The organism is Ketobacter alkanivorans, assembly GCF_002863865.1.
GTDB classification, from domain to species: domain Bacteria; phylum Pseudomonadota; class Gammaproteobacteria; order Pseudomonadales; family Ketobacteraceae; genus Ketobacter; species Ketobacter alkanivorans.
Genome location: NZ_CP022684.1, coordinates 3,617,847 through 3,639,381, shown reverse-complemented (window position 1 = coordinate 3,639,381; position 21,535 = coordinate 3,617,847). Strand labels below are relative to the sequence as shown.

Annotated in this window: 16 protein-coding genes; 10 read left to right on the top strand and 6 right to left on the bottom strand. The window is 54.9% G+C overall.

What is annotated here, in order from left to right:
- Positions 1 to 211: 211 nt before the first annotated feature.
- From Kalk_RS15495 to Kalk_RS15475, 5 genes are all read right to left on the bottom strand, one after another.
- The gene (locus Kalk_RS15495; protein WP_101895111.1) at positions 212 to 2,125 is read right to left on the bottom strand and encodes a DmsC/YnfH family molybdoenzyme membrane anchor subunit; all 1,914 of its coding nucleotides are present in this window, start codon (positions 2,123 to 2,125) and stop codon (positions 212 to 214) included.
- A gap of 27 nt (positions 2,126 to 2,152) precedes the next feature.
- Complete coding sequence (locus Kalk_RS15490; RefSeq protein WP_101895110.1) at positions 2,153 to 4,342, bottom strand: molybdopterin oxidoreductase family protein; 2,190 nt, start codon at positions 4,340 to 4,342, stop codon at positions 2,153 to 2,155.
- A 340-nt stretch (positions 4,343 to 4,682) separates the two neighbouring features.
- Positions 4,683 to 5,615, bottom strand: coding sequence for a DUF2333 family protein (locus Kalk_RS15485; RefSeq protein ID WP_407656831.1), 933 nt, complete (start codon positions 5,613 to 5,615; stop codon positions 4,683 to 4,685).
- A 159-nt stretch (positions 5,616 to 5,774) separates the two neighbouring features.
- On the bottom strand, positions 5,775 to 7,748 hold the full coding sequence (locus tag Kalk_RS15480) for a bifunctional diguanylate cyclase/phosphodiesterase (protein WP_158643524.1): 1,974 nt from the start codon (positions 7,746 to 7,748) through the stop codon (positions 5,775 to 5,777).
- Between the two features lie 72 nt (positions 7,749 to 7,820).
- On the bottom strand, positions 7,821 to 8,462 hold the full coding sequence (locus Kalk_RS15475; protein ID WP_233716663.1) for a transglutaminase-like cysteine peptidase: 642 nt from the start codon (positions 8,460 to 8,462) through the stop codon (positions 7,821 to 7,823).
- A gap of 195 nt (positions 8,463 to 8,657) precedes the next feature.
- Here Kalk_RS15475 and dsbD point away from each other — a divergent pair, with 195 nt between their 5' ends.
- The 10 genes from dsbD (at position 8,658) to purD (ending at position 20,468) form a co-directional block, all read left to right on the top strand.
- Complete coding sequence (gene dsbD / locus Kalk_RS15470) at positions 8,658 to 10,529, top strand: protein-disulfide reductase DsbD (RefSeq protein ID WP_101895106.1); 1,872 nt, start codon at positions 8,658 to 8,660, stop codon at positions 10,527 to 10,529.
- 175 nt (positions 10,530 to 10,704) lie between these two features.
- The gene (aroQ, locus tag Kalk_RS15465; RefSeq protein ID WP_101895105.1) at positions 10,705 to 11,148 is read left to right on the top strand and encodes a type II 3-dehydroquinate dehydratase; all 444 of its coding nucleotides are present in this window, start codon (positions 10,705 to 10,707) and stop codon (positions 11,146 to 11,148) included.
- A 46-nt stretch (positions 11,149 to 11,194) separates the two neighbouring features.
- Positions 11,195 to 11,653, top strand: a complete 459-nt coding sequence (accB, locus tag Kalk_RS15460) for an acetyl-CoA carboxylase biotin carboxyl carrier protein (protein ID WP_101895104.1) — start codon at positions 11,195 to 11,197, stop codon at positions 11,651 to 11,653.
- A gap of 12 nt (positions 11,654 to 11,665) precedes the next feature.
- Entirely contained in the window at positions 11,666 to 13,012 is a 1,347-nt protein-coding gene (gene accC / locus Kalk_RS15455; RefSeq protein WP_101895103.1) for an acetyl-CoA carboxylase biotin carboxylase subunit, read from the top strand.
- A 127-nt stretch (positions 13,013 to 13,139) separates the two neighbouring features.
- The gene (prmA, locus tag Kalk_RS15450) at positions 13,140 to 14,015 is read left to right on the top strand and encodes a 50S ribosomal protein L11 methyltransferase (protein WP_101895102.1); all 876 of its coding nucleotides are present in this window, start codon (positions 13,140 to 13,142) and stop codon (positions 14,013 to 14,015) included.
- Positions 14,016 to 14,095: 80 nt separating this feature from the next.
- On the top strand, positions 14,096 to 15,691 hold the full coding sequence (locus Kalk_RS15445) for a DUF3426 domain-containing protein (protein ID WP_101895101.1): 1,596 nt from the start codon (positions 14,096 to 14,098) through the stop codon (positions 15,689 to 15,691).
- 182 nt (positions 15,692 to 15,873) lie between these two features.
- Positions 15,874 to 16,866: a tRNA dihydrouridine synthase DusB gene (gene dusB / locus Kalk_RS15440; protein ID WP_101895100.1), complete on the top strand. Its 993-nt coding sequence runs from the start codon at positions 15,874 to 15,876 to the stop codon at positions 16,864 to 16,866.
- Positions 16,863 to 17,195 (top strand): DNA-binding transcriptional regulator Fis, encoded by a 333-nt coding sequence (gene fis, locus Kalk_RS15435; RefSeq protein WP_101895099.1) that lies wholly within the window; start codon positions 16,863 to 16,865, stop codon positions 17,193 to 17,195. Before dusB ends, fis begins: the two co-directional genes overlap by 4 nt.
- A 231-nt stretch (positions 17,196 to 17,426) precedes the next feature.
- Positions 17,427 to 18,992: a bifunctional phosphoribosylaminoimidazolecarboxamide formyltransferase/IMP cyclohydrolase gene (gene purH / locus Kalk_RS15430; protein WP_101895098.1), complete on the top strand. Its 1,566-nt coding sequence runs from the start codon at positions 17,427 to 17,429 to the stop codon at positions 18,990 to 18,992.
- 186 nt (positions 18,993 to 19,178) lie between these two features.
- Entirely contained in the window at positions 19,179 to 20,468 is a 1,290-nt protein-coding gene (gene purD, locus Kalk_RS15425; RefSeq protein ID WP_101895097.1) for a phosphoribosylamine--glycine ligase, read from the top strand.
- A gap of 41 nt (positions 20,469 to 20,509) precedes the next feature.
- Here purD and Kalk_RS15420 read toward each other — a convergent pair whose 3' ends face one another.
- The gene (locus Kalk_RS15420; protein WP_101895096.1) at positions 20,510 to 21,532 is read right to left on the bottom strand and encodes a succinylglutamate desuccinylase/aspartoacylase family protein; all 1,023 of its coding nucleotides are present in this window, start codon (positions 21,530 to 21,532) and stop codon (positions 20,510 to 20,512) included.
- Between the last annotated feature and the right edge of the window lie 3 nt (positions 21,533 to 21,535).

Here is a 21,535-nt window from a genome sequence, read left to right as displayed (position 1 = left end):
GTTTACTAAACGTGTTCGAAGCAGAGCCATTATGCCATCAAATCCATAGATTACCTCACATAATGGCAACATGCCTGTGAGCTGGCGCATGGTAATGGGTAATACCCCGGCTTTCAAATTTTTACCACGTTTCTGACACACATAAAAAAGCCTCCAGCATTATCGGTGCTGGAGGCTTTTTTGATTCAGGTCGCAGCCTGCAAAACGTGGATCAATGCAAATGCGGCACCACGCCCACCTGCGGCATATTCGCCAAACCCACATCCCTGGCATGTTCTTCAAAACCTTTGTTCTTCCAGAAGAAGGCTCCGGGCATGGTGGTGGGGATAACCAGCACGTAGAACAGGGCTCGGCCCATGAGCAGTGCTGATAGGCCGCCCGTTAATAGCATGGCATACAGGGCGACTCCGGCTATACCCACTGGCAACAGGGTCATGGTCAGCGCCAGTACTGCGCTGGCGGCGATCAGGCCGTTGCGCAGGGCGTAGGTTTTGCCGAAGGTGGTGCACTGTACGTAGTGCGAGGCCGCGCCTTCGCCGGATTCTACGTTGAGGTATTTGGCGTGGGCGATCAGGCCTAACCCCTCTGCAGCAAAACCGATCAGGGCCATAGCGCCCAGCACGGTGATCAGGCTGCTGATGTCGGTGCCGTTGATCAATGCCACTGGCAACAGGAACAGGCCCAGCAGCAGGCTGCCTAGGCTGAACATGGTGCCAAAGAAGGAGGTGATGACTTGCCAGTGATTCCAGAAAGGGCGGGCCTTGATACGATAGCTTTTGTGCATGTACCACAGCCCTACCAAGCCAGCGATGGCAGCAAAGCCACCGGCCAGTTGTGCCAACACCTCTACAGCGCCCCACTCCAGCCAAATATTAACCAGCTTAAAGAAGGTGTAAGCACCCAGCCCGGTGAGGAACAGGGCTATACCCAGACCTTCGCGGGATACCGGTGAATAGCGCAGGTTGTTGAAGCCACGATAGAAACGGAAAGGTTTGCCCAGGTGCATGGTGGAGAGCACCAGCCCCCACAACTGCAGCCCCATAAAGACGGCCAACATGGGGATGAACAGCAGGCTGCTTTCAAAACCAGCGATGCTGTCGAGCCCCAGCCAAGGCGCCAGATACACGGCTATGAATGCGCCAATAACCGCCTGAGTGGCCAAGGTGAAGATCACCAACGGGTTCTCGCGGGAGCTTAAGCGAGCGAAATTCCATGCGGTTTCTTTGCCTTCTTTTTCATCCACCACGGAGCGAAACTGGCCGTCGTCCCCTTTCGCGTATTTCACTGGCATGGAGTCGGTGCGGGTGACTTCATTGGGCATGGATTTGGTTTGCTGGAAGCGGATGTTGGGGTTGGTGATGCTGGGATCAGGGAAGCCGGGGATCTGGGGCAGTACCTGTTCGCGGTTTTCCGGGGTATTTTCGATCACGCCAAAGTTCAGGGCGTTGCCCAGGCAGGCGGATACGCAGGCAGGCTTCAAGCCTTCTTCCAGTCGATCCACACACATGTTGCACTTGGATACCTGACCCTGAATGGGGTCGAGCTGGGGTGCATTGTAGGGGCATACCCAGGTGCAGTAGCCACAGCCAAAACAGGTGTCCGGATCTTGCAATACGGCTCCGTATTCGGCGTGCTTGGTGTAGGCTCGGGTGGGGCAGCCTTTCAGGCACACGGGGTCATCGCAGTGGTTGCACGCCATGGAGATGTTCATTCGCTTGTAGTCGGGGTAGGTGCCCCCTTCCACATATCCCACGGAGCGGAAGCTGATGTGTGCTGGATTACCGTTCTTTTCACTGCAGGCCGCTTCGCAGGCATGGCAACCGATGCAGTTGTCAGAGGTAAAGTGGAAGCCGTGCTGCTTGTAACGGTTGGGGTTTTCTCCCACTGCCGGGTTTTGGTTGATGCGCAGGGATGCGTCTTTGGGCAGCGCACCCGCACTCAGATCCAACAGGTCGATTTTGCGACCGTAACGGTTGGTCTCCTGTACCTGGGGATCAAACAGTTTGGCGTAGTTTTGTTCTCCCGGGCGCTTTTCCCAGGTGGGTTTCGGGGCATCATATTCGGGATCGGGTTCAGCACCAATTTGGTCCAGTCGATCACGTACGGCGCGTAATATACTTAACATGTTCTCTCCTCTACTTCGAATTCGCGATTAAAACGCGCGGCGCTGTGCGTTGAGTTTGGCGGCCTGTTTTTGATCTGTATGTTCGATGCGTACAGAGCATTGCTTGTAGGCCGGTTGTCGCGAATGGGGATCCAGTAACCCCAATGACAGTCGATTCACGCAATCGTGGAAATGGAAAGGTATGAACACCATGTTGCGCGGCACGCGCTGGGTCAACTGCACCATCACCACGGCATCGCCCCGGCGTGAAACCAGGCGCACGTAGGTCTGGTGGCGAATGCCCAGTTCGGCCGCGGCATCCGGGTTCATTTCCATGTAGGGAGTGGGGCTGAATTTGTTGCAGTTGCCCAGCTTGCCGGTACGGGTGCGTGTGTGGAAGTGCTCTACCACCCGACCGCTGTTAAGCCAGAAGGGATAGTCGTCACAGGGTTTTTCGTTGTTATCAATAAAAGGCAGCGCTATCAGCTTGGCTTTACCGTCGGGGGTCTGGAACACGCCATCGGTATACAGGCGCTGATCCCCTTTGGCTTCTTTGGTGCCCTCACGATAGGGCCATTGTATACCTCGACTTTCTTCGATGAGGTCGTGACTCATACCGGAGATGTCCAGGGTACGGCTGGCACCTTTGGAGAGCTGTCGCATTTCGTTGAATGCGCCTTCTGGAGTATCGGGAAAGTGTATCTTCTGGCCATTTTCAAAGCGTTTTGCCAGTTCGGTGAAGATCCAGAAATCAGGCTTGGAGTCGGCGTGAGGCTTCACTACTGGGCGAATCAGATTCACACGGCGCTCGGTGTTGGTGAAGCAGCCGGTTTTTTCTGCCCACACGGCTGCAGGCAGATACATGTGGGAGTACTGGTTGGTTTCTACATCCTGATAGGAATCCTGTACCACCAGGAACTCCAGTTTTTCCAGGGTTTTGCGAATGCGTGGAGTGTTGGGCATGGAGGTCATGGGATTGGTGGCCACTAACCACAGGCCTTTTACTTGCCCGGTTTCAATGGCGGGCAGAATATCGGTCATGCACATGCCGCGTTTTTCGGGGAAGAAGGATTCATCAATACCCCAGAATTTAGCGATTTCATCCCGATGTGTTTGGTTTTCGAGGGCGCGATACCCAGGCAGGCCCGAGCAGGATGACCACTCACGGGTGCCCATGGCGTTGCACTGGCCGGTAATGGACAGGCTGGTGCCGCCGGGCTTACCGATGTTACCGGTGATGAGGTTCAAATCGTTGATGCCCACTACGCCATCCGAGCCGTGCGTGCTTTGATTGATGCCCATGGTCCAGATGCTCATGGCAGCACCGGCTTTTGCATAGAGCCGCGCCACATTGCGGATGGTGTCTTCGTCGATGCCACAAATGCGCGCCGCCGTTATGGGGTCGTAATCTTTGACGCAGTTTTCCAACGCTTCGATGCCGTTGGTGTGCGCGTTGATGTAGTCACGATCTTCCAGACCTTCCGCCAGAATCACGTGCATCAGGGCGTTTTGCAGCACTACGTCAGTGCCCGGGGTGATGGGCAGATGGATGTCGGCAAACTGGGCGAACATGGTAACCCGGGGGTCCACCACAATCAGCGGGAACTTGCGTTTCTCCAACGCTTCTTTCAAGCGCCAATAGATGATAGGGTGCTGCTCCGGCAGGTTAGATCCCCAGGCGATCAGGCATTCGGTGTGTTCGAAATCCTCATAGCAGCCCGGCGGGCCATCGGAGCCGAAGGAGCGTTTGTAACCGGATACGGCGGATGCCATGCACAGCGTGGTGTTGCCATCGTAGTTGTTGGTGCCGATACAACCCCGCACCAGTTTACCCAGGGTATAGAATTCTTCGGTCATGATCTGGCCGGTGGATACCACGGCAAACGCATCACGCCCGTACTGACCCTGAATGCGCTTGATTTCGGAAGCCATCTTGTCGAGAGCGCCATCCCAGCTGGTGGGCTGCCAGGCCTCCCAGGGTTTGTTGCGAACGATAGGGGTGTTGCCCCGGCCTGAGGCTTCGAACAGCTCGTGTTCAAAAATGCCCTTGATGCAGAGTTTGCCCCGATTAACATCGGCGGTGGCCACGCCTCGTGTTGCGACGGCTTTGCCAGACTCGTCCAGCCCCACTTCTATAGAGCAACCAGTGGAACAGTAACCGCAGGTGGTGTATTTCCACTCTTGGACTTTTTTGTCCAATATCTTAATTTTTTTACGATCCTGACGGCCAAAAAGCATTATTTTGGTTCCTCTCTCCGGTTTTTCGCTCTAATAAAGTGCGATCAAAATTCTACAAGCGCTGACAGCCGCACCACACAAGTGCAGATTTGGGGCTGTAACGCCTATTTTTGATGAAAAAAAGCAAATTCCCTGTAGGAATAACAAGATACGTGCCAGAAGAACCTGACAGAATTTGGGGTATTACGGTGGAGTGTGTGGCGCTCGCCATTGATGAATGGATAGAAAGCTGCTCGGCTGGGATGGTTTACTCTAAATGAGAGGCAACAAATAAGGGGCAAGATGACTGCTGAATGTCACCTTGCCCCTTATTATCATCGTGCCGTTTTACTTGTGCAGATCAACCCTGCTCTAGCAAGCGACGCAAATCAATGATCGCCGCGTTGGCGCGCGAGATGTAGTTCGCCATCACCAGTGAGTGGTTGGCAAACAAACCAAACCCGGAGCCGTTCAATATCATGGGGCTGGCAACGTTCTCTTGGGTGGATTCCAGCTCACGCACGATCTGGCGCAGGCTGACCATGGCGTTTTTCTTCTCCAGCACTTCCTTAAAGTCGATTTCGATGGCTTTTAGGAGGTGAATCAAGGCGAATGACGCGCCACGGGCTTCGTAAAACACGTCGTCGATTTGAGTGAATGGCGTTTTCAGGCGCATGTCCTGGGGTGATTGCGTGGATTGTCGGGCAGCCGTATCGCCCGCCAGATCAACATTGATCTGATCTTTGCCGACGCTGGCACTGAGTTTTTGCGACAGGCTGCCGAGTCGGGTTTCTACGTCTGCCAGCCAATTACGCAAGTTGTCGGCGCGAGCATAGAACTGGGCGTTGGTGGCATCGTCATCCAACAGACGTGCCTGATAGGCTCTCAAATAGTTGATGCCGGTTTCGTATTCGCCTTCGGTTGAGGGAAACCAGAAGCTTTTATTATCAAAGTGCAGCTGCGGCTCAGCCCTGGCCAGATCGAGATCCTCGCGGGATGTAGACTGGGAGCGGGCAATGTCTTTGCGCAGCGCCCGGCTCATATCCCGTATCTGCACCAGCACCCCAAATTCCCAGTTGGGCATGTTATCCAACCATATGCCCGGCGGTGCGATGTCGTTGGTGATGTATCCGCCATTGGGTTTGTTGATCAGGGTGTCGGTTAATCGGATCAGGGTGGAGGTGGTAGCGAAACCGACTTGGGGCTGTTTTCCCTGTGCCGCCGCATCCTGTTCCACCACGCGCTCAACGTCCCACATCTCAGGTTCGACGCTCCAGTAAACTCCCAAGCCCACAGCCACCAACAGATAAACGACCACCAATGCGGTAATCAGTTTTCCCAAAATGCTCTTATTGTCGTACGCGTCCAAATGCCTTTCCTCAAGCTGAAGATTCTGTTGCTACGCTAACTGTTTATGCTGTCAGTGGCAACTATCTTGGTGCCACCGATCAGCTCAGGCCGCTTCCTTTCCCGGCTGGGGTTGCCCCAGAAAAAAGCCCTGTGCACCGTCCAACTGGAAGCGACGCAGCAAGTCCCATTGTGCTTCCAGCTCCACCATTTCTGCAGTAAGCAATATCTGCCGACTATGGGCGATGCGCACCAATGACTGTACAAAGAACTGGTGATCCAGGTTGTCTTCTATGTCGCGGATGTAGGAGCTGTCCACCTTGATGGAATAAAGCTGCAAACCACTCAAATACCCGAAGCTGCTATTAGTGGTTCCAAAATGATCGATAGTGAGCTTGGCACCGTGCTCCTTCAAACCAATGGCAAGGCGGCGCAGTTTGCCGTGGGCCGTACGCACGGTGATTTCCGGCACCTCAAAGATCAAGTAGGGCGCAACTTCGGGGTTGTGGTTTAAGGTCGCCAGTAACCAGGCATCAAAATCCTCCTCACGCACGCTGTGACTGGAGAGGTTCACGGCAAGCGGCACGCGGCTGCCATCTTGCTGGGCTTTCAATTGTTTGATCAGCAGTTCGATGATCATGCGATCAAAGCGAGTCACCATGTCAAACCGCTCCACCAGTGGAATAAAGTGCCCGGCGGTGACCAGCTTGCCGTCCACGGCCACTCGAGCCAGCACTTCGTAGTGCATCAGGGATTGATCTACACAGGAGATCACTGGCTGATAATGCAGCACCACTTTTTGCTTTTCGATCACATCTTCCAGGAAACTGGCCCAGTTGCTGATGCCCGGCATACTTGGCGCCAGAGCATCGCCGTGGGAGGACTCGTCATAGATCTCAACATGACCGCTTTGGTAGCTCTGGGCGCGCTCTAATGCGGCTGCAGCCTGGGCTTCCAGCAAGGTGCTGTCATCCCCTACTTTGCAGGCGCTGAGCCCGGCGAACAGTTTGACGTTCGAGCCGCCTAGATTAAGACCGTCGAGCCTTTGAATTCTGGTCATGGCACCGTCGATAATAGTCTTCACAGCATCAATTGTTTGATGGGGCAACAACGCCGCAAACCGGGTGCCGGTAACGCGGGCCACACAGTGGCCATCAATCTGTTCCATGGATTGCTGCCAGATCTGACCGATACGGCGCAACACTAAGTTGCCCGCATCGTGCCCATAGTGTTCGTTGTAATCCGCCATGCCTTTTATTTGCAACCGCACCAGCACGCCGCTGAATGGCTCTTCCTGTGAATCCAGGCGAGCCTGCAATTGGGCATTAAAGAAACGACCATTACCCAACCCGGTGATGGAATCCACATAGGCCTGATTGCGCACCTGTTCGATCTGGGCCACCTGCTCATCAAACAGCACTTTCAGTTGGCGCGTCATGCGGTTTATGGCCTGCACGACACGTTTCAGTTCGCGGGTTTTGGGCAGCGGCTGCTGACCGGTGAAATCCTTGTTGCAGATTAGCTCGGCCTGCTTCTCGAGGGTGCGTAACGGGGTGAGTACGGCTCGCACAATCAACAGGATAACCACCCAGCTGATGCCGCCAACCAACAGGAACAACCAAAAGGCTTGTTTGGCCGCCACCCACAGGTTTCGATTGGCAGCATCCTTATCCGAAAACACCCTCACATCCCCCACGCGACGCCAGCCTTCGGTGATTTCACTGATACCCGGCATGGGGTTGATCTGAAGCCAGTTCACAAACCACTGCGGAATCAAATGCGGTGGAGCCTGCAAGGTACGACGGATCATCACATCCCCATCGGGGTTGCGAATGACAATTTCGACAAAATCACCGCGATCAAAGATGGCATCCACCATCGTTTGCACCATGGCCAGATCATCCTCCCCCAGCGGCTTGGCGATGGACAGCCCCAGCGAGGTAGCCGTATCCTGCGCATGACTGTGCATTTGCATCTCAAGGTAGTCGCGACTATTACGCACACTCAGATAACAAATCCCCGCCAACAACACCAACAGCAAACCGGTGATCAGCAGAACCATTTGACGATGTAAACTCACGATGCTCTCCTCAGACAAACTCGGGGCGGTGCATTTGCCTAGTTTATTTTTGTTTATTCTCTGAGTGTATAACTAAAGGCTGCCCAGCCCCAAGCGCACTCGTAAGTCTCGCCACATGGAAATGTCATCGGCATCCCCCAGGCGCAGGTCTTCCCCACGGGTTTTGGCCTTCCACAGGCCCTCCGCGTTAAAACTGTATACCGGTTCCAGATCATTGCGCTTTGACGCAGGCAGCATGTCGTGCACTAAAATATCCAGCACCAGTGGCTCACCGCTGTCGGGATAATAGGTCAGCACCATATGTGGCTCGTTGAGGCGCAGGGCTTTAACGTAGGTGATGCGCATGTTTTTCGCGGGCACCCCCAGTTGGCGCAGGGTGAAATATTTGGCAATGGCAAAATCTTCGCAGTCACCACCGTTACTGGCCAGGGTTTCTATGGGGGTGGCCCAGTAATCCTCCTGCTGCCAGTGCTCTTGGTCGCTACGGAATTTAAGTTGATTAAAGAACTGGTTAACCGCCCGCAGCTGATCGGGAACGTTGTGATAGGTAATATCCCACACCAGTTTTTCCCAACGCTCAACGCGCTCCACACCAAGCGAGCCATATTGATCATGTACTTTGCCCTTGATCTCAAGGGGCAGCACCCCCGCCATCGCTGCGGAGCAGACCACCCATAATAGAACCAGGACTGCCGGTCTTGTTCGCTTGCGCACGGATCGCTCAGTGTTTGGTTGTTGTTACTTTAACTATAGCAGCGCATGAATTGGTTGCTGGTTAACCCATGACCTTGTTCACATTCCCCGAAAGATCCCCGCCACAGGAAACCCTTTGGTGGTAAAAACGTCTAACGTTACACTGAGCCCCTTTCTTACCACCCTTTAGCTGTACATAATTTAGGCAAAACCGACATGCACCACTGTAAATTGATGTTAGCCCTGCTGCTGAGCTGGCTGAGTATTCAGGCCTTCGCCAACGAAGAAGAATTCCTGCCGGTGAATGAGGCCTTCAAGGTCAGCGGTATAGAAGCCGGGAATCATGTGCATTTCACCTTCACCATCGCCGACGGCTATTACCTCTATAAACATCGCTTTGGCTTTGAAACCACCGATGGCAGCGCCGGTGTACTGGGAGAGCCGGTGTATCAGCAGGCTGGTGAATGGAAAGATGACCCTATCTTTGGCAACGTGATCGTTTTTCATTCACAAGTAGACATATATGTACCGATCAAAGAAGCCCCGGACGGCTTTATAGAGATCGATGCCCGCTACCAGGGCTGCGCGGAAAAAGGGCTGTGCTACATCCCGCAGACCTATACAAATATGTACCAAATTGATGTCAATGCAGACAAACCGCTGATCGAGCAGGCAGCCCCCCCTGCCAAACCCAGCGCGACAGTAAGTACAGATCTGGACGACCCTAGCCTGACTGAAACACCCTTAACAGGGCCAAAACTCTCCTTCGATCAGGGGGAAGCGGGGGCTGGAAGCTCAAAAAGTACAGATCTGGATTCGGATGATGCCCTGAGCCTGGAAAACTTCCTCTCCGAAAATGGCTTGCTCAGCATTTTAGGTGTGTTCTTTTTGATCGGCATTGGCCTCACCTTCACACCATGCGTACTGCCCATGGTGCCAATCCTCAGCGGCATCATTGTCGGCCAAGGTACAGATCTGTCCCGCAGCAAAGCCGCTGCGCTGTCCATCACCTATGTGTTGGGCATGGCAGTTACCTATGCAGCCCTGGGCGTGGTGGCAGGCGTTACCGGAGCCAAGCTGCAAGTTGCTATGCAAAACCCCACCGTATTGTTCAGTTTCGCCGCAGTCTTTGTGGTGCTGTCGTTTTCAATGTTTGGCTTCTACGAACTGCAACTGCCCGGCTCAGTACAAAATCGCCTTAACAACATCAGCCAGCAACAACAAGGCGGCACGTACATCGGCGTCGCCATTATCGGAATTCTGTCAGCCCTGGTGGTCTCACCCTGCGTATCGGCTCCGCTGGCAGGCGCGTTGCTGTATATAGGCCAGTCAGGCGACTGGCTGCTGGGGGGTAGCGCGTTACTGGCCTTAGGGCTCGGCATGGGCACTCCGCTGATTGCCATCGGCGTCACCGGGGCCAACATACTGCCCAAAGCCGGTGGCTGGATGGACAACGTAAAAGGGCTGTTCGGCGTGATGCTGCTGGCGGTGGCGCTGTGGCTGGTGAAACACCTGTTGCCCGACCTATTAGCCTGGGTTATCGGGGGCGGCCTCTTTATTCTGGCGGGCCTGTATCTGGGTGCATTCGATCCCCTTACCAGCCCCAAAGGCAAACTGTTCCGAGGCATCGGCCTGACCGTTGTCATCTGTGGCGCTGCTCTCATCCTGTCCCAGTTTGTGACGGCACCCGCTAACTCACCCCAGAGCATAGAAGCCCGCACCGAACTGCCATTTCAGCGCATTCGCAGCGAACAGGCGCTGGAGCAAGCATTGGCCAGCGCCAAGGCCCGACAACAACCGGTGATGCTTGATTACTTTGCCGACTGGTGCACCGCCTGTTTTGAAATGGAGCATGAAACCTTCAGCAAGAACGACGTCCAAGCCCGCCTGAGTGATCACCTCTGGCTGCAGATCGACCTCACCAATAACCCCGAAGACAGCCAGCTGCTGAAACGCTACAAACTGCCCGGCCCACCGGCCATTCTGTTCTTTAACAGCAGTGGCGAAGAACTCGAAAATGCCCGCATATACGCCTATAAAAGTAAGCCGCAATTCATGAAACACCTGGATGATCATCATATCCAGTAACAACTTATAGAGTGAAAAACCGGCTAACTTCGGTAAACATGCAACCTACCGTAGATAACTTGTAAGCAATTGTAAGAAGTGCCACAAAGCACAGGAACCTCTTGCTGGCTCTCGTTATAATCCGGACGAAATCAGTCAAAAAAACACAGGCAAGACCACAGGAATCACCCTCATTATGGCGAAATTGCTGGTACTCAACGGGCCGAATTTGAACCTGCTGGGCACTCGGGAGCCCGGCATCTATGGCACCCAGACCCTGGATCAGATCCAGCAGCACCTGTGCACGGTGGCCAGCACCCTGGGGCACCAATGTGACTGCCTGCAAAGCAACCGGGAATACGAACTGATCGAGCGCATCCACGCCGCCATGACCGACGGCACCGATTTCATCATCATCAACCCCGGTGCGCTGACCCACACCAGCATTGCCCTGCGTGACGCCCTGCTGGGAGTCAAAATCCCGTTTATCGAAGTACACCTTTCCAATGTTCACGCCCGCGAAGAATTCCGCCAGCACTCATATCTGTCGGACATCGCCGTGGGCGTGATCGCCGGTTTGGGCCCACAAGGCTACGAACTGGCTATGCTGGCCGCATCTCAACAGCTGGCCAAACAATAAACGATTAGACCAACGCCGTTTCACAACATAATAAAGAGAATTTCACATGGATATTCGCAAAGTAAAAAAACTAATCGAGCTACTGGAAGAATCCGGCATCGACGAAATCGAAATAAAAGAAGGTGAAGAATCCGTGCGCATCAGCCGCAACGCCAACCGCGGTGCAGCACCACAATACTACGCGCCACCACCGGCCGCACCCGTTGCCGCCCCTGCTCCCGCTGCAACAGCAGCAGCCCCGGCTGCCGCCCCAGCCAGCAACGAGCCCGATGGCCACAAAGTGAAATCGCCCATGGTGGGCACCTTCTATCGCTCCTCCTCGCCGGAATCCAAACCGTTTGTAGAAGTGGGCCAAAGCGTAAAAGCAGGCGACACCCTGTGCATCGTCGAAGCCATGAAAATGATGAACCAGATCGAAGCAGACAAATCCGGAACCGTGGTAGCGATTCTGGTGGACAACGCCGAGCCGGTTGAATTCGACCAACCTCTCTTCGTCATCAACTAAAAGGCCAACACCATGCTGGAAAAAGTGCTTATCGCCAACCGCGGCGAAATCGCTCTGCGGGTGTTGCGCGCTTGTAAGGAGCTCGGCATCCCCACCGTGGCGGTGTACTCCACTGCCGACAAAGAACTGATGCACATTCGACTGGCGGATGAAGCAGTTTGTATCGGCCCCGCCAAGGCATCCGAAAGCTACCTCAACATACCGTCCATTATCGCGGCCGCCGAAATCAGCGGAGCCACCGCCATCCATCCCGGTTACGGCTTTCTGGCAGAAAACGCTGACTTCGCCGAACGGGTTACCGACAGCGGCTTCATCTTCATCGGCCCCGATGCAGACACCATTCGCCTCATGGGCAACAAAGTGTCCGCCATTGAAGCCATGAAAAAAGCCGGCGTACCCTGCGTACCCGGTTCCGATGGCCCCCTGACTGACGATAACAACGCCATCCTGAAAATGGGCCGCGAAATCGGCTTTCCCGTGATCATCAAAGCGGCCTCCGGCGGCGGTGGTCGCGGCATGCGCGTGGTGCACAGCGAGAAAGACCTGATCAAATCCGTCGCGCTGACCCAGGCCGAAGCCAGTGCCGCGTTTGGCGATGGCACCGTCTACATGGAAAAATTCCTCACGACCCCGCGCCACGTAGAAATCCAGGTGCTGTCTGACGGCCAGGGCAACGCCATCTACCTGGGCGACCGCGACTGTTCCCTGCAGCGTCGCCATCAAAAAGTGGTAGAAGAAGCGCCCGCACCCGGTATCCCGGAAGCGCTGCGCAAAGAAGTGGGCGAGCGCTGTCGCCAGGCTTGCATCGACATCAACTACCGAGGCGCTGGCACCTTCGAATTCCTGTACGAGAACGAAGCGTTCTACTTCATAGAAATGAACACCCGGGTTCAGGTAGAACACCCGGTTACCGAAATGGTCACCGGTGTCGACATCATCAAAGAACAGCTGCGCATCGCAGCCGGGGAAAAGCTCAGCATCAAACAGGAAGACGTTAAAATTGTCGGCCACTCCATCGAGTGTCGCATTAACGCCGAAAACCCCAAGACCTTCATCCCCAGCCCTGGCACCATTACCCACTGGCACGCGCCGGGCGGCAATGGCGTACGCATGGATACCCACATCTACTCTGGGTACAAAGTGCCGCCCAATTACGACTCCCTGATCGGCAAATTGATCACCTATGGCGAAAACCGCGACATTGCCCTGCAACGCATGCGCAATGCCCTGGATGAAATTCTGGTGGAAGGCATCCAGACCAACATCCCCCTGCATCAAGAAGTGATCATGCAGGACAGCGGCTTCAACAAAGGTGGCGTAGACATCCACTATCTGGAGAAAATACTGGGCATGCACTAACCCGCCCAACCGCAGAAAAACGCCGCGCGCAAAACACCGTTTCTGAAACCGCACCAACTTCAGGTAAACTGTGCTTTTGCGCGTGGCACGCCTGCCGCGCCTCACTTATCAGTAAAGAAGCGCCCCAATGCCCTGGATTCAAGTCAAACTGCAAACCACCGGAAGCCGATCCCCCGCCATCGAAGATCTACTGATGGGGCTGGGCGCGGTATCGGTCACACTGGAAGACAGCAAAGACCAGCCCCTGCTGGAACCACCCCTGGGCACCACCCCGATTTGGGACGACACCACCCTCACCGGCTTGTTCGAAGCAGACGCCGACATCGACCTGATCTGCCTGGCACTGCGCAACGAATTGGGCGCAGAGCTACCCATCAAAGTAGAAGCCCTGGAAGACAAAGACTGGGTACGCGAATGGATGGACAGCTTTGAGCCCATCGCCTTCGGCCAACGCCTCTGGGTCTGCCCCAGCTGGAAAACACCACCAGACCAAAACGCCGTCAACATGATGCTGGATCCTGGCCTCGCCTTTGGCACCGGCACCCACGAAACCACCGCCCTATGCCTGCGCTGGCTGGACAGTGCAGACGTGGCTGGCAAAATTGTGGTGGACTATGGCTGCGGTTCCGGCATCCTCGCCATCGCCGCTGCACTACTGGGGGCCAAAACCGTGTACTGCGTCGACAACGATCCGCAGGCACTCATCGCCACCCAGGACAACGCCCAGCGCAATAACGTTACCGACAAAATACAGGTATTCGCCCCAGACACCATGCCCGCCATTCAAGCCAACATCATGCTGGCCAATATTCTGGCAGGGCCACTGATGAGCCTCTCGGAACGACTGGCGGGGCACACCCTCGATGCAGGCAACATCATCCTATCCGGCATCCTCAAGGATCAGGCAAACGACGTCAGCGACACCTACAGCCAATGGTTCAACATGGATCCAGCGGCCATCGACGGCGACTGGGTACGCCTGACCGGTGTAAAAGCGCGCTAAAATTATCAACACATCACAGCGCCAGACGCTAAACTGTGTAAAATCAAAAGAATAACCAATCAGGGATCTCGATCAGGGCCATGTCTGAAAATCTGCTCACCAAGTGCCCCCACTGCGGCACCACCTTCAGGTTGACACAGGCGCAACTGGACATCGCCGGCGGTGCTGTGCGCTGCGGCGCCTGCTATCAAGTCTTTCACGCCGCGGAGCACATCGTGAAGACCTCCGTAGTGGAGGAGCATCGCACCGTAAGCCTGCCTCCGGACCCAGTGGAAGAAGCCTTTGACATGAAGTCCGACGAAGGCATGGACCCCTACGATTCAGACGACCTGGAAATGGACAGCCCCAGCGAAGAAGTATTCAGCGAGGAATACCGCGCCAAAATCGACCAGGAATCCAAACTGGAAGAATTCGGCTACCAGGAAGAAAAACCCAAGAAAAAGGACAAAAGCGACGAATCCTGGGCTGAAGAACTGCTCAAAGAACTGGGCGACGACGAAGACGACCAGATGATTCACGATGATGACGACGAAGACGAACCAAAAAGTCGCATCACCAGCGGCGATCACGCCTTCTCTCTTGATGAAGAACCTGCATCCAAAAAGAAAAAACCGAAACAGGGCAACGAGCTGAGCGACACCTTTGTCAGCCTGGGCACCTTTGCCGGTGATGATCCCTTTGCCATCAGCGAAATAGAAGAAGACGAATTTGGCAGCGGCGACTCCTCCGACGATGAATCCTGGGCCAAAGCCATGCTGGATGAACTCGAAGAAGAAGAATCACCCAAAAAGCCGCCGCCATCCGGCCTATCCATGCTGATCGACGAACCAGAAGAAGAAGACAACAGCCCGTTTGCTGCCAAAGAATTGTCCAAGGACAAAAAAGAAATCATCGAGCGAGCAAAACAGGATAAACACAAACAGAAAGCCCTCTCCAAATCGTCCAGCAAAAAGCCAAAAGCCGAGCTGCGCACAGATGAAACCGAGGACTTCTTTCGCCTGCTGGAAGAAGATCGCACCCCGACAGGTAAACACAAAGAGCCCAAGCTGACCGATCTCGACGATCTTGAAGACCACGAGATAGAAGCCATAACCCCCGAAAACCTGTTTGCTGACAGCGACGAGGTCATCAATCAGCAGATTCGGCTAAGTGCACTGGAATACGGCTCAGAAGAACAATCGGAGCCTTCCGGCCGCGGCGCACTTTGGGCTGTAGCCATGATCGTGCTGATTCTCAGCCTCGGCGCCCAATACACATACTTCCATTTTGATGAGCTATCCCGCATTCCCGCCCTGAGGCCCATCATCGCCCAATACTGCCCCATGATCGGCTGTGAACTGGCCTCCCAAAGCGATGTATCGCGTATAGTGGGCACCAATTTAGTGGTGCGATCCCACCCCTTTGAAAAAAACGCACTGGTCATCGACGTCATCATCAAAAACCAGGCGAAGTTTGAACAGCCCTATCCGGTCGTGCAACTCAACTTCGAAAACATCAATGGCGACCCTGTCGCCAGCCGACGCTTCACTCCAAAAGAATACATCAGCGACCAAACCATTGACCTGAACAGCATGCCCAGCAACACCCCCATCCACCTGACTCTGGAAATCGAAGACCCCGGTCGGGACGCGGTCAATTACCAGCTACTGTTCCTGCCCCGCAGCGATGCAAGCTGAGGGGCGCTACGGTTATCTGATAACTGCATCAGCTCAATTTGTAGCCTCACTCACGAAATAGTCGAATTATTTTACAATATCGGTACAAACCGTATTTATTCTGTCAGTTCTTCGGGCTATGATAGCTCGATCTTTAAGCATGGCTGAAAACCATTAGGCGGTTAAATAAACAGGAGTTCGGCGTGTCCTTACAAATCGGGCCCTTTACTCTCAGTAGCCCAGTGGTACTTGCGCCCATGGCAGGCGTCACCGATCAACCTTTCAGGTTGCTGTGCAAGCGCTTAGGCGCAGGCTTGGTAGTTGCTGAAATGTTGACCAGCGACACTCGTCTCTGGAACACCCGCAAGTCTCAGCTGCGTCTGATCCATCAGGATGAGCCGGAGCCACGATCCGTTCAGATCGCCGGAACCGAACCCGCCCAGATGGCCCAGGCCGCACAACTTTGCGTTGAACGTGGTGCCCAGATTGTCGATATCAACATGGGCTGTCCTGCAAAGAAAGTGTGTAAAAAGGCTGCCGGATCGGCGTTGCTTAAAGATGAAGTACTGGTCCAATCCATTTTGGAAGCCGTAGTAACTGCGGTTAATGTACCGGTAACCCTGAAAATCCGCACCGGCTGGTCCCCGGACCAACGCAATGGTGTCACCATTGCCAAAATAGCCGAAGATTGCGGAGTTCAGGCGCTGGCGGTACACGGTCGTACCCGTGCCTGCGCTTACAAGGGCGAGGTGGAATATGACACCATTGCTATGATCAAGGAAGCAGTCAGCATCCCGATTATTGCCAACGGCGACATCACCACACCCGAGCGAGCCAAACAGGTAATGGACTACACCCAGGCGGACGGAATCATGATTGGCCGGGCAGCACAGGGGAACCCCTGGCTTTTTCGAGAAATCCAGCATTATCTCGAAACAGGGGAAACGCTTCCAAAAGCGTCATACAAGGAAGTAACAGCGGTGATCCTAGAGCACTTGAATCGTTTACACAGCTTCTATGGCGACTACATGGGGGTGCGTATAGCCCGAAAACATCTGGGCTGGTATGTACAACACCTTCCAATGGGAGCACAATTCAAATCACGTTTTAACCAGCTTGATTTTGCGTCGGAACAATACGCCAGTGCTCAGGAATACTTTGCGCATTTAATCGAGGGAGAGGTAATGGCGGCATGAATGAACCAAACTACAACGACGAAACTCCATTTTCCAGCGGCTCCACATCGGCCAGCAACACCGATTTGAAGCAACACTTGGTCACTTCCGTGGACCAGGGCAATCAGACATTGCGTGACAACGTGCACCGTGCATTGCGTAATTATTTTGCGCATCTGGACGGCCAGCCAGTCACCGACGTTTATCAGATGGTCCTGTCAGAAGTGGAAGCACCATTGCTGGAAACCGTTATGGAATACACCCGAGGCAACCAGACCAAAGCGTCCGTACTGCTCGGCTTGAACCGCGGCACCCTGCGGAAAAAGCTGAAAACCTACGGTTTGATCTGATCCTCAACGTTTTCAGAACGTTATGCCCAACTCCTAGCCTTCTTAGGAGTTGGGCCAGCGCCTGACCGAACGACTTACTTGTACCTTGAAGCATGCACGGGTTTACAAGGCTTCTCTTTTTTGCCCTTCAAGTCTTAAACCCAGGGCCATTTCCGACTACAATGCGCCCCTTTCCGGGCGACCTGCAAGACGCCCCTCATTCACGTTCAAGCTACAGTACAGACCTCCATCATGAGCAAGCCAATCAAACGCGCACTGATCAGTGTTTCTGACAAAACCGGCATCGTCGACTTCGCCCAGGCCCTAGAGTCCATGGGAGTAGAAATCCTCTCCACTGGCGGTACTTTTAAACTGCTGCAGGAAAGCGGCGTCAAGGCCACCGAGGTGTCGGATTACACCGGGTTCCCTGAAATGATGGACGGCCGGGTTAAAACCCTGCACCCGAAAGTGCATGGCGGCATTCTGGGCCGTCGCGGCACCGATGACAGCGCCATGGAGCAACACGGCATAACCCCGATCGATCTGGTGGCGGTGAATCTGTACCCCTTTTCGCAAACGGTGGCCAATCCCGATTGCGACCTGCCCACAGCCATTGAGAACATCGACATCGGCGGGCCCACCATGGTGCGATCTTCTGCGAAAAACCACAAATGGGTCACCATCGTGGTGAACGCCAGCGACTATGGGCGCGTGGTGGATGAAATGAAAGCCAACCACAACACCGTTAGTGATCAGACCCGCTTTGAACTGGCGCTGGCAGCCTTTGAGCACACCGCCAGCTACGACGGCGCCATTGCCAACTACCTGGGCAGCCTCAAAGCCGATGGTGAGAAAACCCCATTCCCACGCACCTTCAACACCCAGTTCCTGAAAGTGCAAGAGATGCGCTACGGTGAAAACCCCCACCAGCAGGCAGCATTCTATAAAGAAGCTAACCCGGCAGAGCCCTCCGTCAGCACGGCAGTGCAGCTGCAAGGCAAAGAGTTGTCGTTTAACAATGTGGCCGATACCGACGCCGCCCTGGAATGCGTAAAATCCTTTAAGGAGCCAGCCTGCGTCATCGTCAAGCACGCCAACCCCTGCGGTGTAGCCATCGGTGCGAATATCAACGAAGCCTATCAGCGAGCCTTCCTGACCGATCCCACATCAGCGTTTGGCGGTATCATTGCCTTCAACCAGCCACTGGATGACGTAACCGCCCGCAACATCGTCGACAAACAGTTCGTGGAAGTGATCATCGCCCCCGGAGCCTCCGACGCAGCAGTAGCCATTGTTGCCGAGAAGAAAAACGTCCGCCTGCTGACCTGTGAGCAGTGGGGTGAGCGCGTTGCCGGTTTCGATTACAAGCGCGTCAACGGCGGCTTACTGGTACAGGATCGTGACAACGGCATGATCACCCAACAGGATCTGAAAGTGGTGACCAAACGTGCACCCAGCGCCGAAGAAATGCAGGATCTGATGTTCTGCTGGCAGGTAGCCAAGTTTGTGAAGTCCAACGCCATCGTATATGCCAAAGGCCAGCAAACCATCGGCATCGGCGCAGGCCAGATGAGCCGTGTCTACAGTGCCAAAATCGCCGGTATCAAAGCCGCCGATGAAGGCCTTACCGTACCCGGTTCGGTGATGGCATCGGATGCTTTCTTCCCGTTCCGCGATGGCATTGACGCCGCAGCCCAGGCGGGTATTCGCGCAGTGATTCAACCCGGTGGCTCCATTCGCGACGAGGAAGTCATTGCCGCCGCCGACGAAGCCGACATTGCCATGGTCTTTACCGGAATGCGTCATTTCCGGCATTGATTCGACCACCTGCTACGAAGTGAAAGATGCAGAGGGCGGGAGCTGACAATGCAGGAACATCAGGGGCCATGGACGGCCCCTGCTGAGCTTACAGGGATGTACTTGTAGCGTTTCCTGCATTGTCAGCTCCCGCCCAACCCCGATAGACTTTAAGCAGTTAAAAACTTCCTGATTTGAGGGCAAACGATGAACATTTTGATTATTGGTGGTGGCGGTCGCGAACATGCGCTGGCCTGGAAAGCGGCACAATCTCCTACCGTAGAGAAAGTCTACGTTGCCCCCGGCAACGCCGGCACGGCCCTGGAAGCCAAGGTCGAGAATGTGAACATCGACGTACTGGCTACCGATGAACTGGTCAAGTTTGCCCAAGACAACAACATCTACCTCACCATCGTCGGCCCGGAAGCGCCACTGGTGATCGGCGTGGTAGACGCCTTCCGTGCGGCCGGACTGAAATGCTTCGGCCCCACCCAAGGTGCTGCCCAGCTGGAAGGCTCCAAAGCCTTCACCAAGGATTTTCTGGCCCGCCACAACATTCCTACCGCCGCCTACGGCAACTTCACTGAAATCGACAAAGCCGTCGCCTATGTGAAACAACAGGGTGCCCCCATTGTCGTGAAAGCCGACGGTCTGGCTGCAGGCAAGGGCGTGATTCTGGCGCAAACCGAAGCTGAAGCCATTGCCGCCATCGAAGACATGCTGGCGGGCAACAAATTCGGCGATGCCGGCAGCCGCGTGGTGGTGGAAGAATTCCTGGTGGGCGAAGAAGCCAGTTTCATCTGCATGGTGGACGGCAAGAACGTGTTACCCATGGCCACCTCTCAGGATCACAAAGCCCGCGATAACGGCGACCTTGGCCCCAATACCGGTGGCATGGGTGCCTACTCCCCGGCACCGGTGGTCACCCCAGAGATCCAGCAACGGGTCATGGAAGAAGTGATTTACCCCACCGTGAATGGCATGGCGGCCGAAGGCAATGTTTATACCGGCTTCCTCTACGCTGGCCTGATGATCGGCCCGGACGGCACCCCCAAGGTACTGGAATACAACTGCCGTTTCGGTGACCCGGAAACCCAACCCATCATGATGCGCCTGAACTCCGACCTGGTAGCCCTGTGCGACATGGCTTTGGCAGGCAAACTGGATGAAGCAGCAGCCGTGTGGGATGAACGCGCCTCGCTGGGCGTGGTACTGGCCGCTGGCGGCTATCCCGAACACTACGAAAAAGGCAACATCATCTTCGGCCTGCCAGAACAGGATCAAGATGACAGTAAGGTGTTCCACGCAGGCACCACCCTTGACGGTGATGCAGTGAAAACCAACGGTGGCCGTGTACTGTGCGCCGTGGCATTGGGCAACACCGTCGCCGAAGCACAGGCCAAAGCCTATGACCTCGTGAAGCAGATCAACTGGAGCGACGTCTATTACCGGGATGATATCGGCTATCGCGCGGTAGAGAGGGAACGGGAAGAATAAGCAGTACAGGTTCTGCAGGTGCCTACGCAGGCACCTGCACTTCAATAAATGCCATCAAATTCCTGGCGGAACTCATCCACCACCGTTTCAACATCATCGATATCTTCAAAGCGCGCAATGTGCAGCAATGCTTCGCCTTCATTAACCAACGGCAAGTTGGTATTGCCGATCACGATACCGGCAAACGGCGCCAGAACAGGGATTTCACTGCCCCCCAAGGGGCCATCAATGATGCCCACCACATCGCCGCGGGACACACGATCACCCAGTTGCAATTTGATGCGGAACAATCCATCCGCAGGCGCTCGCACCCAGCTGGATGATTTGGCGACAAAGCTGGGCGGTTTCTGCTTGCCGGTTTTGCGCGGCGGCAGCATGTTAAGGTGGGTCATCACATTACGCACGCCTTTCACGCCAGCAGAAATGGCCGACTCATCAAACCGCAGAGCTTCACCGGCTTCGTAGGTGATGATAGGAATCCCCAAATCATCACCTGCACCGCGCAACGAGCCATCTCGAATGGGCGCATCAATCACCAAGGGCACACCAAACGCCTGCGCCAGCTGGGCGGCCTGTTCATTCTCCAAATGCACCCTGATTTGTGGCATGTTGGATCGGTGTATAGCGCCAGTATGAAGATCAATCGCATACTGAGACTTACTCAGTATCTCCTGCACAAACAGGTTGGCGATGCGGCCTCCTAAGGAGCCTTTTTCAGAACCGGGAAAACAACGATTCAGATCCCGACGATCCGGCAGGTAACGGGAACGCTGGATAATGCCCAGCACGTTAACCATGGGTACGGCGATCAGGGTTCCCCGCAGATTTTTCAGCCAGGGTGCGCTCAAAACCCGACGCACCACCTCCACACCGTTCAGCTCATCACCGTGAATCGCCGCGCAAATCAATAACACCGGCCCACCGCTTTTGCCGTTAACCACCTGCACTGGTATGGCTATATCGGTGTGTGTATAAAGCTGCCCAATAGGAATGTTGAACGTTTTATGGCACGAAGGTCCGACAACTTCGCCAAAAATTTCGATGGAATGAGCACGACGCGACATGAT

Bases quoted from the DNA above. Each gene is read 5' to 3' on its own strand.
- Kalk_RS15495 (WP_101895111.1), bottom strand. From the start codon at position 2,125: ATGTTAAGTATATTACGCGCCGTACGTGATCGACTGGACCAAATTGGT.
- Kalk_RS15490 (WP_101895110.1), bottom strand. From the start codon at position 4,342: ATGCTTTTTGGCCGTCAGGATCGTAAAAAAATTAAGATATTGGACAAA.
- dsbD (WP_101895106.1), top strand. From the start codon at position 8,658: ATGCACCACTGTAAATTGATGTTAGCCCTGCTGCTGAGCTGGCTGAGT.
- aroQ (WP_101895105.1), top strand. From the start codon at position 10,705: ATGGCGAAATTGCTGGTACTCAACGGGCCGAATTTGAACCTGCTGGGC.
- accB (WP_101895104.1), top strand. From the start codon at position 11,195: ATGGATATTCGCAAAGTAAAAAAACTAATCGAGCTACTGGAAGAATCC.
- accC (WP_101895103.1), top strand. From the start codon at position 11,666: ATGCTGGAAAAAGTGCTTATCGCCAACCGCGGCGAAATCGCTCTGCGG.
- prmA (WP_101895102.1), top strand. From the start codon at position 13,140: ATGCCCTGGATTCAAGTCAAACTGCAAACCACCGGAAGCCGATCCCCC.
- Kalk_RS15445 (WP_101895101.1), top strand. From the start codon at position 14,096: ATGTCTGAAAATCTGCTCACCAAGTGCCCCCACTGCGGCACCACCTTC.
- fis (WP_101895099.1), top strand. From the start codon at position 16,863: ATGAATGAACCAAACTACAACGACGAAACTCCATTTTCCAGCGGCTCC.
- purH (WP_101895098.1), top strand. From the start codon at position 17,427: ATGAGCAAGCCAATCAAACGCGCACTGATCAGTGTTTCTGACAAAACC.
- purD (WP_101895097.1), top strand. From the start codon at position 19,179: ATGAACATTTTGATTATTGGTGGTGGCGGTCGCGAACATGCGCTGGCC.
- Kalk_RS15420 (WP_101895096.1), bottom strand. From the start codon at position 21,532: ATGTCGCGTCGTGCTCATTCCATCGAAATTTTTGGCGAAGTTGTCGGA.